The 14,479-nt window shown below is 42.8% G+C and carries 16 protein-coding genes and 1 riboswitch; of the genes, 5 read left to right on the top strand and 11 right to left on the bottom strand.

The window, feature by feature from the left end:
• Positions 1–7: 7 nt before the first annotated feature.
• Together AB4185_RS20350 and AB4185_RS20345 are read left to right on the top strand one after the other, a co-directional pair.
• A complete protein-coding gene (locus AB4185_RS20350) occupies positions 8–436 on the top strand; it encodes a hypothetical protein (protein WP_102332869.1) in 429 nt (142 codons plus the stop codon).
• A gap of 106 nt (positions 437–542) precedes the next feature.
• The gene (locus tag AB4185_RS20345) at positions 543–1,208 is read left to right on the top strand and encodes a DUF2057 family protein (protein ID WP_372135854.1); all 666 of its coding nucleotides are present in this window, start codon (positions 543–545) and stop codon (positions 1,206–1,208) included.
• Between the two features lie 179 nt (positions 1,209–1,387).
• Here AB4185_RS20345 and AB4185_RS20340 read toward each other — a convergent pair whose 3' ends face one another.
• From AB4185_RS20340 to AB4185_RS20330, 3 genes are all read right to left on the bottom strand, one after another.
• Positions 1,388–2,410, bottom strand: a complete 1,023-nt coding sequence (locus AB4185_RS20340) for an adenosine deaminase (protein WP_372135853.1) — start codon at positions 2,408–2,410, stop codon at positions 1,388–1,390.
• A 90-nt stretch (positions 2,411–2,500) separates the two neighbouring features.
• A riboswitch (purine riboswitch) is annotated at positions 2,501–2,600 on the bottom strand.
• Positions 2,601–2,675: 75 nt separating this feature from the next.
• Positions 2,676–3,170, bottom strand: a complete 495-nt coding sequence (locus AB4185_RS20335; RefSeq protein WP_017060016.1) for a GNAT family N-acetyltransferase — start codon at positions 3,168–3,170, stop codon at positions 2,676–2,678.
• Positions 3,171–3,336: 166 nt separating this feature from the next.
• Entirely contained in the window at positions 3,337–4,320 is a 984-nt protein-coding gene (locus AB4185_RS20330) for a DUF2860 family protein (protein ID WP_372135852.1), read from the bottom strand.
• A gap of 204 nt (positions 4,321–4,524) precedes the next feature.
• Here AB4185_RS20330 and AB4185_RS20325 point away from each other — a divergent pair, with 204 nt between their 5' ends.
• Positions 4,525–5,022: a fasciclin domain-containing protein gene (locus AB4185_RS20325; protein ID WP_017064709.1), complete on the top strand. Its 498-nt coding sequence runs from the start codon at positions 4,525–4,527 to the stop codon at positions 5,020–5,022.
• Between the two features lie 127 nt (positions 5,023–5,149).
• Here AB4185_RS20325 and AB4185_RS20320 read toward each other — a convergent pair whose 3' ends face one another.
• The 6 genes from AB4185_RS20320 to AB4185_RS20295 all read right to left on the bottom strand — a co-directional run bounded on the left by AB4185_RS20320 (position 5,150) and on the right by AB4185_RS20295 (position 8,390).
• Positions 5,150–5,446: a hypothetical protein gene (locus AB4185_RS20320; RefSeq protein ID WP_372135851.1), complete on the bottom strand. Its 297-nt coding sequence runs from the start codon at positions 5,444–5,446 to the stop codon at positions 5,150–5,152.
• Positions 5,447–5,577: 131 nt separating this feature from the next.
• Entirely contained in the window at positions 5,578–5,835 is a 258-nt protein-coding gene (locus AB4185_RS20315; protein WP_017060020.1) for a hypothetical protein, read from the bottom strand.
• Between the two features lie 165 nt (positions 5,836–6,000).
• The gene (locus AB4185_RS20310; protein ID WP_372097256.1) at positions 6,001–6,483 is read right to left on the bottom strand and encodes a GNAT family N-acetyltransferase; all 483 of its coding nucleotides are present in this window, start codon (positions 6,481–6,483) and stop codon (positions 6,001–6,003) included.
• Positions 6,484–6,587: 104 nt separating this feature from the next.
• A complete protein-coding gene (locus AB4185_RS20305; RefSeq protein WP_017060022.1) occupies positions 6,588–6,902 on the bottom strand; it encodes a cupin domain-containing protein in 315 nt (104 codons plus the stop codon).
• A gap of 60 nt (positions 6,903–6,962) precedes the next feature.
• Positions 6,963–7,466 (bottom strand): YgjV family protein, encoded by a 504-nt coding sequence (locus AB4185_RS20300; RefSeq protein ID WP_017060023.1) that lies wholly within the window; start codon positions 7,464–7,466, stop codon positions 6,963–6,965.
• Positions 7,467–7,589: 123 nt separating this feature from the next.
• On the bottom strand, positions 7,590–8,390 hold the full coding sequence (locus AB4185_RS20295; RefSeq protein WP_372135850.1) for a PhzF family phenazine biosynthesis protein: 801 nt from the start codon (positions 8,388–8,390) through the stop codon (positions 7,590–7,592).
• 564 nt (positions 8,391–8,954) lie between these two features.
• On the opposite strand from AB4185_RS20295, the gene AB4185_RS20290 reads away from it, so the two are divergent.
• A complete protein-coding gene (locus tag AB4185_RS20290; protein WP_102393763.1) occupies positions 8,955–9,986 on the top strand; it encodes a PotD/PotF family extracellular solute-binding protein in 1,032 nt (343 codons plus the stop codon).
• A 3-nt stretch (positions 9,987–9,989) separates the two neighbouring features.
• Entirely contained in the window at positions 9,990–12,422 is a 2,433-nt protein-coding gene (locus AB4185_RS20285) for a putative bifunctional diguanylate cyclase/phosphodiesterase (RefSeq protein ID WP_372105982.1), read from the top strand.
• 224 nt (positions 12,423–12,646) lie between these two features.
• On the opposite strand, the gene AB4185_RS20280 is transcribed toward AB4185_RS20285, so the two are convergent.
• Together AB4185_RS20280 and AB4185_RS20275 are read right to left on the bottom strand one after the other, a co-directional pair.
• Positions 12,647–13,672: a GGDEF domain-containing protein gene (locus tag AB4185_RS20280; protein WP_017060027.1), complete on the bottom strand. Its 1,026-nt coding sequence runs from the start codon at positions 13,670–13,672 to the stop codon at positions 12,647–12,649.
• 9 nt (positions 13,673–13,681) lie between these two features.
• Positions 13,682–14,137 carry a hypothetical protein gene (locus AB4185_RS20275; RefSeq protein WP_229648133.1) on the bottom strand — a complete coding sequence of 152 codons (456 nt, stop codon included), beginning with the start codon at positions 14,135–14,137 and terminating at the stop codon, positions 13,682–13,684.
• Positions 14,138–14,479 lie beyond the last annotated feature (342 nt).

Genomic DNA, 14,479 nt, shown 5'->3' with positions numbered 1-14,479 from the left:
GTATCACATGCTATGGAATTTGAACTTACCTAGCACCGGCCCACACTTGTTCTTGGCTCTTGGTGCAACCATCATTTTTGTGGTCGACTATCATGTACCTTTGGGCATTGCTATGGCCGTTCCCTACGTTACGATCGTATTGCTTGCGGCAACAACGAAAGATCCAACCTCCACTGTGATGTGGGCTATCACCTGCACCTTGCTAACGCTCATTGGCTACTACACATCTAGTACGGGCAGTGAAACCTGGTTCGTCGCCTTCAATCGCGTAATTACCATCTATGCTATTTGGATTTCGGCAATCGTTCCTATTTATGTCTCTTTAAAACCACATCAAGCGCCAACGAACGTCGATGAAGATGCTTTAACAGAAAATAAGGCAAGTCCACGCTCTCACCTGACTAGAAACCGCACAATAAACACGTTCAAAAACTAGGCTTAGGTTAAGTTTCGGTGAATTTTACCAAATCGAGACAAGGCAACTTGAAATACTTCTTTATGCATGCGAGTGTAGAACTACTCACCTAAATAACTGTATGACTATGAAAACATTACAATCCATTGCGCTGCTTTCGACAATTATCGCAGCGCCACAAGTGTTAGCTGACGTAACAATTGAAGTTCCTTCTAGCGCAGATGCTTTAGTCGAAGTCTTAGCTGTTAATGAGGCTAAACCTGATCTCGACGGTGGTTTCTTCTCTTCGAGCAAAACGGTCACCGTTCCAGATGGCGTAAACCAAATCGTTTTCAAATATCAACTGGCTTTCAGCCAAGGTAACGACCGAGAGTTTGTCGATAGCGATACCATTATTGCTACTTTTGATGCGACAGACACAGCATTGACGTTTGACATGCCTAAGTTCCGTAACACCAACGAAGCGAAAAAAGGCCTTCAAAACTTAGATTGGAAACTGGTTGATGAAAACCAAAATGCAATCAGTGTTAAGCAAGACAAACTTATCAAAGATGGCATGCAGATTGGTCGTAAGTACCCGCAAGAAGCGAAGGAGTACAACCAGAAAGGCGGCATCGCTGCACTTACAGTAGGTTCTAGCGCGAGCGTAGCAGCTGCTGTCGCACAACCGGTAACGCTTCCAACAAAGATTGACGGAAATGCAGCAAATACAGCTGAAGAGATGCTCTATTTCTGGTACGAAAAAGCGGATGCTGAAACCAAGCAGAAATTCAAAGACTACGTGAACAAGTAGCTCAATGAGCTTAATTTAAAAATGAAAGAAGCTGGCAAACTGCCAGCTTCTTTTTTGTCTTCATCTAGATGATTTAGGCTTATAGAGATTAAGCAGACTCAGTCGATAACACTTTACCATCCACTTTAGTTGGCCATCCTAGCGCTTTATACTCAGCTGCTAGTTAATGGGCACAGCGGCTAGAAATTCTGGTCAAAATCAGCTTTAGCTAAGTAACCTTGAACAAGCTCTCGATATTGCTGCTTCAATGGCGCTTCAATAAAGCTCGCGTCTATCGCATTCAAACTAAACAGCGCTAACTCCTGATGCGTCATCTCATGAGCTTTGCTCACCGCATTAAAGTTATCCGACATGTAACCACCAAAATAAACAGGGTCATCCGAGTTAATCGTTACAGCCACACCCTTTCTGAGCAGTTCGACAATGTTGTGGTCTTCCATCACATCGAATACACGCAATTTAATATTCGACAGTGGGCACACCGTCAGTGGCATTTTGGTTTCAATCAGCTCTTCGATTAGAGCTTCGTCTGTCATGCACTGGACACCATGATCCACTCGACTCACGCTGAGCATTTCAATCGCATCGACAATGTTTTGAGCCGGCCCTTCTTCTCCTGCATGCGCCACCGTCAAGAAGCCCGCTTGTTTTGCTTGTTGGAATACACGCTTGAACTTCTCTGGTGGGTGTCCTAATTCAGAAGAGTCCAGTCCAACCCCGACGATCTTATCTTGATGCTTCAATACCTCTGCGAACGTTTGAATGGCGCTCTCTTCAGATAAATGGCGCAGAAAACATGCGATGATTTGAGAGGTAATGCCCAACTCTTTATGGCCCTGTTCAAGCGCACGATGAATGCCGTTAATAGCGGTGTCGAATGCAATGCCACGATCGGTATGTGTCTGAGGATCAAAGAAAATCTCAGTATGGATAACATTGTCGGCTTTACAGCGTTCTAGATAAGCCCATGTTAAGTCGTAGAAATCCTGTTCTGTGCGCAGTGCATCAGCACCTTGATAATAGATATCCAGAAATGACTGTAAATCATCAAATTCGTATGCGCGTCTTAGTTGCTCTGGGGATGAATAAGGCAGCTCAATGCCATTGCGTTGAGCAAGCTGGAAAAGTAACTCAGGTTCGAGCGAACCTTCAATGTGTAAATGCAACTCTACTTTTGGGAGCCCTTGAATAAATGCGTTCATATTTCACCTACTATGGATTTTAGGTGTGCACTTACTCTGAATAATAGACAGGAGGTTTTCTTGAACGCCATTACAAAGAGTAAGAACACTATTGTGATCTAAACCCTTCGTAATCAGCACTTTGCGGGAGCTGGTAGAGACCCCCAAACCATATCATTGGGGTTATACGAAGCAAACGGTTGCTACTATACAGAGTTTAATGGGAATTTCACTAATCAATTGCTCATTAACCGATTTCTAAAGCAGGAACCTGTTTGGTTCGATCTCAACGGTAATCTGGTCGTATTCTCGACATCAGCAACATATCGATGTACTTACCCGCTTTGAACGTACTGAGTCTTTTTGTGCCTTCTAACTGAAAGCCTACACGTTCATACAAAGCAATAGCGGCGTGGTTATCGGCATGAACCTCTAACTCAAGACGCACGAGATTAAGCCAGTTATCCGCCTGATTGATCGCTTCTTGCATTAACGCCTTACCGACCCCTTTACCATGCATATCTGGGTGAATAGCAATACCAAGACCAGCGCAGTGCCTGTCTCTTACCTTGGTGGTCATGAATAAAGTAATGTGACCCACTACTTTGCCGGAGACTTCCGCAACCAGAGTGAAATGGTCTGAATGACCAAACAGTCGCTCCACTTGTTCAGAACTAAGATAAGGCTTTTGTGAGGTGTTTTCTGAAACTGAAGGGCGGCGATAAATATCGAAAATATCTTGGCTATCCGTTGCTTCTAAATGTCTAATTTGTATTTCCAAAGCGCTTCCTTATCCTATTATTTCTATCCATAAGCTAATTTTCATATTACGGATAGCAACGGGAACCTACAACCTTTAAAGGTGTAAGTGCCCGAAATAATTAAACAAATAGTAAGACTGAACTTAAACTTCTGCTTTGATGAGTATTTTTAAAATAGTGTGAATATCAGAATTTATAATCCACACCCACACTCGCTAATACTTGCTCGGAGTTATAGAAATCGATATTAGAATCTATGCTTCTTAAACCCAGTAAAGTAATGAACGCCCAATCTTTATAGCCCATCAAACCACCAAACTCATAAGCTAAGAATGCACCGAATTCATTCTCTTCACGTACTTGCCCGTAAATTGGATTCGACTCATCATATTCACGATCACTTGCATCTAGGGTGACAACAAAACCATGACGACCGATTCTCTTCGCGTAGTTTAATTCAATACCATAACTATCGAAGCTGAGTGCTCCTCCTTCTGCGTCTGAGTGGAAATACACCATTGAAGGAACAAATAGACCTGCGTGGTTTGGTAAGATAAAGCGGTATCCTGCTTTGGCGTACACATAGGTTCTTTCCCTATCCAGCAGCACAGTATCTTCCGGAGATAAGCCTTGGCTACCAGATAGCTCTTCATCAACATCTGATTGCCCAAATGCGAGATCCGTTCGAAAACCAGTTCCACCGATATTAGTGAGCTGCAGTCGTCCTACATTACCTTTCACATCCGTTTCATTTCGATTAACGCCAACAGCATACGGATCCGTCCAAGCCTTACCCGAGATAAGCGTAGGAAGAACAGAAAAGTCTAATATAGTGCCACCAGAAAGTTGGTATCTATAACCGATCTCAAACGCGATGGTACCTGTTGCAATATCCTCTCGTGTCGTACCCGCATACACTTGGTGAGTCAGCGATTCGCCAAAAGTATATTGAACAGTACCCAAAAAGCCGAGTAGCCCTTGGTTTTCACTCTCCCCTTCCTGGGTGTTGGTGGCTTGATTCGAATCTTGTTCAGTACTCAAATTACTACTGTCAGAGTAGAAACCGGCCAATACACTGAAATTACCGCTGAAACCTTCACTTGGAGCAAGACCACTGTATGCAGGTATTGAAGCCAATGCAGAAAAGACTACTGGTAAAACAAACCTCATATTCACATCCATTACTTGAATAAGCATCAAATAACTATAAGCATCAAAATGGAATTATAACAAGCATTTGACAACATAAATTTATTCGCTTGACGCTGTCGATATCGCTAACCATTCACTCAAAGACACAACAAATTGATCTATCACGATTGGGCTTTCGTAATACCTCTCGAAAATAACGGACAAAACTCAAAGGAAGACAATATGTTTAATAAATTGATCAAAACCATGTCAGTGCTAGTTGCGACGCTTCTTTTTACGGCTTTTGCTCACGCTGATCACCACGGAATGAAGAAAGATATCGTTGACGTGGCGGCTGAAAACGGCTCTTTCAACACCTTGGTAGCAGCGGTAAAAGCGGCAGGCTTAGTTGAAACATTGAAAGGTGACGGTCCCTTCACAGTGTTTGCGCCAACGGATGAAGCGTTCGCTGCGCTACCAGAAGGAACGGTTGATATGCTGTTGAAGCCAGAAAACAAAGACAAGCTGATTGCAGTACTGACCTATCATGTGGTGCCAGGGAAAATAATGGCGTCTGAAGTGATGAAACTTGATAGTGCCGTAACAGTGCAAGGCGAAGCGGTAATGGTAGGAATTGATCACGGCAACGTGATGGTCAACAAAGCGCAGGTCGTGATGGCAGATGTTGAAGCAAGCAATGGTGTTATCCATGTGATTGATGCTGTATTACTGCCTAAATAATAAAGATGAACACAAATCAAAGGTTCTTAGAGGGTGTGACAGGCTCACACCCTTTTGACGTTTAAATACCAAGTTAAGATCGGTATCAAACTAGCCGAACCTGCCTTTATATAAGCAAGAACCCGGATTACATAAACAAGCGCCCGAATATCAGAAAGACCGCCATCGATACCACCTTCGTGAAGACCACTACCCAGATGCAGTCACCAATACTAGAGTGCGTCGCTTTCCCGAGTAGGAACACAAACAGAATCAACCCTAACACCCAACCTACTGTTGGAATCAATGACACCAGAGCAACGATAACAGCAATAGTAAGAAGGGATTTAAAATCTGCGACCACGAAAGACATTTTAGAGGCGATGTACATACAACATGCGGTGATTAATGCGTCCATCACAAACGCTAAAGCTTCAATACCCACTTTACTTCCTTCACTGATATTAGTTGAAGTGAATATTATCTCTAAAGAGATGATTTTTCTTGAATAAGAGAACAAAAAGCAGGTGAAAACTGTGTCAAAAATGAGATTACCGTTCGTCTGAAGGCATAGGTTTATTTGTTCGAGTCTTCTAAGCCTTTGACCAGTGCTCGCGACCGAGTCTGATTTGCTTTTTGATAGGCATCAAAGCCATCTTCGCGTTTACCTCCGAACAAACAAAGAAACGAGTTGATGACAAATGAAAAGAATGAGATGACGACAACAAAGAGAGGAAATAGCCCCGACACCCCAGCATCTAAGGCAAGAACGCCAACAGCGAAGGACAACATCGACACCAATGTATATAGTTTAGATCTACTCACATGACTCATGAACAACACTCCTTGTATTCATTCAATGTTTAGATTAGACAAATTATCTTGCACACAATTTGAACTCATCGACAATATCAATAGATCAGGAAAAGTTATCCTTAAAAAGGTTCATTAATATTTCAAACTCGGTTTCTGTATCCCTACGAACACTAGCCCGCCTATTCAACTGACTTTTCTATCTTCAACTACCTTTTCCATCACGTAATTGGTCAGCTTTACACCACGCATTTCGACTTCCTGTTCATTCACCACCTTAAAACCAAGATGCTCATAGAAAGGCCTTGCGGTAATACTTACTTCAGAGAAATATCTCGATATACCACGAACTCGACCCACAGTGAAAACATGTTCCATCAACGCTTTCCCTACCCCCTTCCCTTGATATTCGTGGTGACAGAAAAAGTGATCAATCAAGCCACTTGGTTGCAGGTCAGTATAGCCAACTACGCAACCATCGAGTTCAGCCACAAAGGGTTGTAACCCATTCATACGCTTTTGCCATAACGCAAAGTCAAAGCTACTGGGTGCCCAAGCTTCGACTTGCTGTTGAGAATAATCTCGAACATTGACGTTACGTACGGTATGAAAGAAGATCTCCCACAGTGCTTTATCATCACTCGCTTGATAGTTTCGAATTCTAACCACGACATACTCCTTTTTGTCTTAAATCCTTTCTGAGGTGCAAATAAACCGCTGAATCAGCAGGCTCTATAATTCAAATTCAGCAGCCTCAGATCTAGAGCAAGATATCAACGATAAAACACAGCCAACCAGATCGTCACCGTATCTTTATCTGTGCCAATAACCTTGTGCTTTTCTCTCGCAGCAATATTGGTGTAATCCCCTTTAGACAAGGTAACAACGCGTCCATCTTCAAACTCGATGACGCCTTGACCTTCTATCACCATCACCCATTCATTCTCATCTTGATCATACCAACCCTCTTCCGGGGAGCTGTGTCCATGCGACAATATTCTTTCAATTCGAACACTGTCGTTGGCAATCAGGTCATTGAATATTTCATTGGGTATTGATGAAGGAACATCATTGTAAATGTTTGGCATCAAGCTCTCCTAGCTAGCATTGAATTGATTAACAACTTGGGCCTTAGCTGTACTGTAAACCTAAGCAGCGGCACTCTTTTTGAAGTAAAAACGGTAATAGCCCACCAAGTTACTGCAGATAAACAGCGCCTCCATAACAACCGCTGTTGGCGAACCAACTAAATAATTGTGAACCAACCAAAAGCTGGTTCCGATGATCATCAATTCTCTTAATCGACGGTCATCTTTATTGAAGGCTGCAAAGGTCTGAAATACGGAGGCAAAGCAACTCAATATGCTGGTCAGCCCTGAGTAAGTCACTGCGGTTGCGACCACCGACATCGAAGAAAACAAATATTTAAACTTAGACGAGGTAGAAAATACGCTCGTCAAATAGCGAATCGTGGCAATCGTCATTAAGCTCGCCGCTGTCCATTGTTCAAGAAGGATAAAGTGACTCGAAATAAGAACGCCAGCAAAGAACAGACAAGTGACGATTTTCTTCCTTTCCTTGAATTGGAATGACAGAAGATCAAAACAAATGGCTATCGCGACTAATACTTGGGAAAGATAAAAGGCAGACACGGTGATTCCTTCAATAATAACATTCCGCCCTAGCCGCTTCTTTCACGGTGAATAATCGAATAAAACATACTAGGCGGTTACAACAAAACAGAGCAAACAGCGCTCTAAAGCTTCTATAAAAATCTAAAGCTTCAACACACCACTAATCACAGTGGTCGCAGAGCCGATTAACTTTATTCGCCCATTAGCCAATAATTCAGTCGACATATAGCCACCACGACGAGACGCCTGATAAGCACTGAAACTGCTTTTGTTGAGCTTTTCTGCCCAGTGTTGCGTCAATGCGCAATGTGCCGAGCCAGTCACAGGATCTTCATTAACCCCAACCCAAGGTGCAAAGTAGCGAGAAACAAAATCAAGTTCCGTATTTGCTGCCAATGCTGTCACCACTACACCTCGCCCTTGAATACCTTTTAACGCATCAAAGTTTGGTGAAAGCTCCAATAACACTTGTTCGTTGGAAACTTCGATTAACTGCTTAGAGTCAAATTCTCTGAATGAAACTACTTGATGCGGATCTAAACCTAGGTGTTCAAGCAGCGTGAGGTTGGGTTCAGAACGCAATGATAGCTGTGTACTAGGAAAATCAAGCTCGATAGACGATTCACAAACGGCGGCAGATAATTCCCCAGATAAGGTGTTAAACACGACCTTATCACCTGTCTCAAGCAGTCCTTGTTCTTTCATCACATGAACCGTTGCCAGTGTGCCATGTCCACACAGCTTCACTTCGACTCCGGGAGTGAACCATTTAAGCGTCATAGTGTTAAGCGCGAGAAAAGCCGTTTCAGATACCGCCATCTCTTCAGCGATTGAAAACATTAACGACTCATCCAACGGCTCTTTGGAGATACAGACCCCGGCAGGGTTCCCTTTAAACGCTTGAGTTGTAAACGAATCTACTTGATATATCTCTAAATCCACAATGGCTCCTAAATGCACAACATTTCCCAAACCGGCAATCATGGCTCGTTGGGACATAACCTAGATATTGCTGCCCACAATAAGCACAATCACCTTGTGCTACAAGTCTTTAGCAACAACTTTATCGATACTTATTGAGAAACGAAACAAATGATAAACAAAACGTTATAGAAGTGTTTTTAGGGATAAAAGAACATTGAACATAAGAGTAAATCGCGATGGCAAAACAAAGGAATAACGACGATTAATACGAGCGAAAACCCGAAAAAGGTAATCACCGCATCATTATTTAATGCTTAATAACTTGTAAGAATGGATATTATGATGAATATTAATTTAAATAATCCATTCACGGACAATAAACTGGAATACGTACTTGTGTTGAATACGATACGACGGAGTCATCCTTGCCTCACACGATAAAGGTTCGGTATCAAGTAGGAGTAGCAAGTTGCTATTTGCATGAAATGCATGAAGTTGAAGTTAAATTAAGTGCCTAAATTTAAATCATGTCGCAAATTTTGGGCTACGATTTAGTTATCACGTACGAAAGGGAATCCGTCAGTGAAAGCGTTTTGCGTATCAATACTTGCGTCAACATCCTTTTTGGCTAGCCCTGTATTTGGCCAGCAGCATGATATTTATCTCTACAATTGGGATGAATTTTTATCTGACAGCGTCGTTACCCAGTTGAGTGATACCTACGGCATCTCACTAAAGCAGCAATATTTTTCTGACGAGTCCATTCGTGATGAAGTGCTATTGAGTGAACGACGAGGTGCGTTTGAATTGGTTGTCATTGAAAGTATTAAACTGAAAGCGCTGGCTAAACAGAACTTATTCCACAACCTGAGCGACTTGCAGCAATCCCTTTCAAGCAACTTTGACTCAAGATGGGTGGATGGGTGTGGCGAATATGGAATCCCCTACGCTTGGGGGACATCCGGCATCTTATACCGAAGCGGAAAAGTTGAGACTCCCAAGTCTTGGGGCGCTCTTCTAGACCCTGAAACCAAAACCAGCGGCCGAATCAGCATGTATTATGAGCCTACGGATTTGGTGAGTGCTGCGCTTCTGATGAATCAATTTGAGCCGTTTACCAACAACGAACAAGAACTTCGAGTCGCTTACAAAACGCTACAAGCACAGAAGCCTCACCTTGAAAGTAATGAATACGTTGTCGATTATATTCGTCATCCCGAACACTTAGCCAACATCGACCTCGCCTACGGATACTCAGGTGACAGCTATGTGCTTAATGATGCCGAACCTGAGGCATCTTGGGCCTACACAGTGCCTCTAGAAGGAACAACCTTATGGTTAGAGTGTATGGCTGCAATTAACAACGGAGAGCGATCTCCACAGGCAACCACGATTCTCTCCTTCTTATCGCAACCCGAAATCGCCGCTCAAAACGCAATGGATTCATGGTTTGCAACGCCAAGTTCAAAAGCAAAAGCACTCACTTCTCAGGAGTATCAAAACGATCCCGAGCTTTTCCCGAATAAAGAAGTATTAGATCGCAGCTACCTTTATCAGCCGTTAGAACCGAGTAGCATTCAAATTCGCAATCGTATTGTCGACAGTTTGAGATAACTCATGCCAGTATTGAAGAAGCTCTATTTTGTACTTTTACCAACGCTGACATTTGTGCTCCTGATAGCAGGAATCGTGATGTACAACTTCGCATCAAATCATGCTAAGCACATGTATTTGGACAAGGTGCAATCTGATGTGAACACCGCTTTAGTCGCGGCGGAATACGAGCAGCTCGGCTTGTCCTTACTAGTTAAAGATATCGGTTCTTCGTTGCAGTTCCTCCGCTACATTCAAAACCCTGGCGACTACACGACTCTATCGCTATTGGAAAAACGAGTACTCCGAGTATTAAGCCAGAATCACGTCAATCAATTTGGGCAACGCAATGTTTATATCATGGACCCTAAGTTCAAATTAACGCTTTCGACTCTCAGAGCCGATCCTTTCGAGGGGTTAAAGATCCCTGACAAGATTTACGAAAGAGTCTTCGATATATACACCTCGTTAATCAGCAAAAATGAACTCTCCTACGAAGGCTTCTCTTATATCTCGATCAGTGGAGAGCTCAGATACTCGTATGTTGCAGCAATTGACCCTTACCTCCTTCCTCAAGACAAACGTGCAAGTAACAGTTTAAATCGCTACATCTTGATTGCTGACGGGCCTCTGATGCAACTCTCTAGCCTGCTAATCAAATACAATGACGATGACAATATTCAGTTCTTAATCGAGCCATCCTCAGACGCTGCCAACATTGAAAATACCCAATTCGTTATCAAATCAATTGAGCAAACCCAAGATAATATCAATGTGCAGATGACCAGCCGACATCTCATCGCGCAAGTAAATATTCGAGAACAAAAGTTCAACCATGAGAAAGCCATCATCGCTAAACAAACCTTGTTAGGTGGCTTTGGTACTCTCTTTACGATCATGTTGATCGTACATTTAGTGGTACGTTACCAACTCGTGCGCCCGCTTAAAGACTTACTGCAAGAGATATCGATCGGCGGGCTCAAACTTAGATACTTCAAACGCTCATCAGGGCAAAGTGAAGTTGATGGTTTAAAGAACGCGTACATAGACTCATTAACAGAGTTGAAGTTCGAAGCCGAATTCGACCAACTCACCAAGCTAGCTAACCGACGCTCTTTCATCAGACACCTTGATGTACGACTAAAAAGCTCGATGAGCCCACACTGCTATGTGGTTTGTTGGGACATCATCGATTTTCGTAAAATTAACGATCTCTACGGGGCAAAAGTTGGTGATAATGTACTGATAAGCTTAGCTAAAGCACTGAAAGAGACACTACAAAACCAACAAGCCTCTTTGGGCTTTAGTTGCAGTGATTACTCTTTAGCCAGACTGGGAGGGAATCAGTTTATCGCGATCTTGGAGATGGGTAAGAACCAAGTGATAAACGAAGAAATTGAGAACATCAACAATACGCTGACTGGCACCACCTTCCTTGACTACTATGGGTTTCGATTATCACTCGCAACAGGTGTTTTACCGCTCGACACGCCAAAGTTCGATGAGATTTGGCACCGATGCATCGATGAAATGTTAGCTAATGCGAAGTCTCATAGTGATGGCGAAAGTCGTATTGTTTATGGCGAAGAGTTGTTGCATACCTTGGAACGCCATGACGTTGTAGAGAAAAGACTCTTAGAGTGCTGCGAAAGTGACAACTTTGAACTTCGCTTTATGCCTATTTTTAACGCCAAGACACTTCAGATAGATGGCGCGGAGTGCCTGATTCGTTGCCCAGCCTTATTCGATATCGATGCGGGGCCAGAAGAATTTATCCCAGTTGCAGAAAAGAGTAACCTTATTGCCAGGCTCGACATGTGGGTCATTGGCACCGCGATCAAAAGCTATAAAGAGCTTTCAGAACTTCATAAATACAAGGGCACTCTGTCAATTAATATCTCGGCGATGGAGCTCTACAACCGTAATTTTGCCGACAACATCCGTAAAGTACTCGAACGTTATCAAGTGCCACCTGGCAACATTATTATAGAGATTACCGAGACCAGTTACGTGAAAAGTACCAAGCTTACGGTGCAGACTATCGAGAGCCTCAGAAGCTTAGGTTTAAAGGTCTCCCTTGACGATTTTGGTACGGGCTACACAGCGTTTAACCAACTTCTCCACTACCCTGTGGATGAGCTCAAAATTGATAAGAGCTTTATCGATAACATGGTAGACGACAAGGCCGCCCGCAAGATGGTCGAATCTATGGTTAACTTAGGCCACTCTTGTGACACGCTAGTCGTCGGAGAAGGTGTTGAGTCGATAGAACAGTATCATTACCTCAGAAAAGCCAACTGTGACCTAATACAAGGCTACTTCTTCAGTCAGCCACTCACTTACCTGGAATTCATCGAGTTTGTTCGAAACCATAACCCGCAAGCAATTTTAAACCCGCAGTCTGTTAGCAGTTCGAGATCTAACGAGCGAATCGTTGCACTCACTCAAAAGCAGTAACCTTAAACCTAAACCTCAAAGCCTCTCTTCCTATTCAAGCGCGGAAAGCCACTATAGCTATAACTAGTAGTAGAACTATCTTCATCAGAGCAGGAGCTCTCTATTGGCTGCACATTGAATGAGGAGGCAAATAAAGAATGGCAAAAGCCATGATAGTGAAGCGGGAGAATGGTGAGCGTACAGTCAACAAAACCTAATGATCTAACTTATCGCTGATGCGGGGATTAACTCTGCATTGTCGTTAGTAGCTCCATCATATCTTTAGAGCTGATGTTCTTCTTATGCCTGACTACAGCGTCAATCATCAATTCTAAATTCCCCGCAGAGATATAATCCTTGAGCACGTCATTGAATTTTTCCTGTATCTCATCACTTGTGTACAATTGCTCAGGAATGAAGAATAGAAACTGACTGCCACTACTACGAAACGAGATAGTACTTTCCGGTACCTTTGCCGTCAGGGACTTAGCAGCTGAACTCACCACCAAGTCTCCATATTCAAGTCCATACTTTTGGTTTATCTCACTAAGGTTTCTGATTCTTACAAAGTAAAGGTCGAAATTACCGTTTGTTGGATAGCTGTTCTTAACAAACTGCATGAGCGAGACTCGATTGCGAAAGCCAGTAATGAAGTCGGTAGAATGAAGTTTTCGTTTGATTGCAAAGTCGACGTAAAAAATCGCTCCTGTCACAAGCAGTAGCAACACCAGAAATACGCTGCTTATCTGATGCATCATCACCAACTTGTCGACCATTGTGGTGTTTTCTTCAATAACCGGGCTTTGAAGTCGAAACTTTTCGTTAATAAATTCGACCAGCGTGTTGTAACAAATATCAATTTTCTTCTGCAGTGATTCCTTAGGCAAAGCGCCTTGATTCACCAACTTAATTGAGGATTCTAGCGACTTAAATTTCTCAAACTCTCCGGTGAAATAAGGTTTGAAGTTGGCAGATTTAATGAAGTTAGAAGATTCGGTACTGTTGATCAGAATATCAAAGCGGCTCCACGTAATATCATAGGCTAACCACAAATCGTCGTAATTGAGATTATCCGAACGGCTCACCATCAAGAAATTCGCGTATTCCTTTACCAATTGGAAAACAAACCATGTTGCCTCATTTTGGCGATTAGAAAAGCTCTTGTTGATGTCATTAATTCGAGTAACGCTGTAGATATTGACGGATAGAACAACCACGGCCAAAGACAAAACAACGACTTTGATTGCGGCCATAGACAACAGCTTCTTCATAATTAGCCTCTACAGGTGAATATCACGAATCTGCCAAATCATCTTGGCATGGAAATCAGGGGTATTAGTCTCAGGATTCGCAGAGAGTGGGTAAATCAACCAAAACGGGCCTTTCTCTCTCACAGACATAAACTCCCCATTCTTTTTAATCGCAATGATGGGTTCATAGGTATCAAAATCTTCTTTGGGCACGGCAATTTTATAGTCATTCAATGCCACAAAAGTAACTTGTGATGATATCGGTAAATCCATATTTCCAAGCACCGTTTGTAACGTCACACCACTATAAACGGTCAGACCCTCGACCCAAGGCAAGGTGGTAGTAATTTCTGTCTGAGGAAGTGACAGGAGTTGCTCTCTACTAAAACCATGCTTTTGCCCAGAGTGGTCGAAAACCGTTAACTCTGAGGCTGCAAAAATCGAAAACGAGCAAAGCCAAAGCATCAACAAGAATACAGTTCTCATTCTAAACTCCATTTAAAAGGTCACTAAATTGAGTCTAGTATAAATTGACCATTTAACTTGTACCGATACCACTCAGATTGATTGGTATCACTTTATTCCGAATGCTCCTACACCTCGCTGTTTTTCAATAACTTCGCCGTTTCTCTGTCTCTTCCATCACCGCTCTCGTTCAGCGCTCCCTACCCGCTTGACGTATTTCTTCTCGACTGGTTAGTAAGAAAAACTCGTATTTTACTCTGCGTAAGTAAACCAATCAGCCTTATGAATACGTATCAAACAACAAAATTAACAATAAATATGAGTAAGTCAGTGGCGAGAATGCTGGTTGCTGCATAACCTTTA

The sequence above is a fragment of the Vibrio sp. 10N.286.48.F5 genome (assembly GCF_041469785.1).
GTDB lineage: Bacteria > Pseudomonadota > Gammaproteobacteria > Enterobacterales > Vibrionaceae > Vibrio > Vibrio crassostreae_C.
Note: the sequence above shows the minus strand (reverse complement) of the source record. Positions and strands in the feature narration are given on the sequence as shown.

Bases quoted from the DNA above. Each gene is read 5' to 3' on its own strand.
- AB4185_RS20350 (WP_102332869.1), top strand. From the start codon at position 8: ATGCTATGGAATTTGAACTTACCTAGCACCGGCCCACACTTGTTCTTG.
- AB4185_RS20345 (WP_372135854.1), top strand. From the start codon at position 543: ATGAAAACATTACAATCCATTGCGCTGCTTTCGACAATTATCGCAGCG.
- AB4185_RS20340 (WP_372135853.1), bottom strand. From the start codon at position 2,410: ATGAACGCATTTATTCAAGGGCTCCCAAAAGTAGAGTTGCATTTACAC.
- AB4185_RS20330 (WP_372135852.1), bottom strand. From the start codon at position 4,320: ATGAGGTTTGTTTTACCAGTAGTCTTTTCTGCATTGGCTTCAATACCT.
- AB4185_RS20325 (WP_017064709.1), top strand. From the start codon at position 4,525: ATGTTTAATAAATTGATCAAAACCATGTCAGTGCTAGTTGCGACGCTT.
- AB4185_RS20315 (WP_017060020.1), bottom strand. From the start codon at position 5,835: ATGAGTCATGTGAGTAGATCTAAACTATATACATTGGTGTCGATGTTG.
- AB4185_RS20305 (WP_017060022.1), bottom strand. From the start codon at position 6,902: ATGCCAAACATTTACAATGATGTTCCTTCATCAATACCCAATGAAATA.
- AB4185_RS20285 (WP_372105982.1), top strand. From the start codon at position 9,990: ATGCCAGTATTGAAGAAGCTCTATTTTGTACTTTTACCAACGCTGACA.
- AB4185_RS20280 (WP_017060027.1), bottom strand. From the start codon at position 13,672: ATGAAGAAGCTGTTGTCTATGGCCGCAATCAAAGTCGTTGTTTTGTCT.
- AB4185_RS20275 (WP_229648133.1), bottom strand. From the start codon at position 14,137: ATGAGAACTGTATTCTTGTTGATGCTTTGGCTTTGCTCGTTTTCGATT.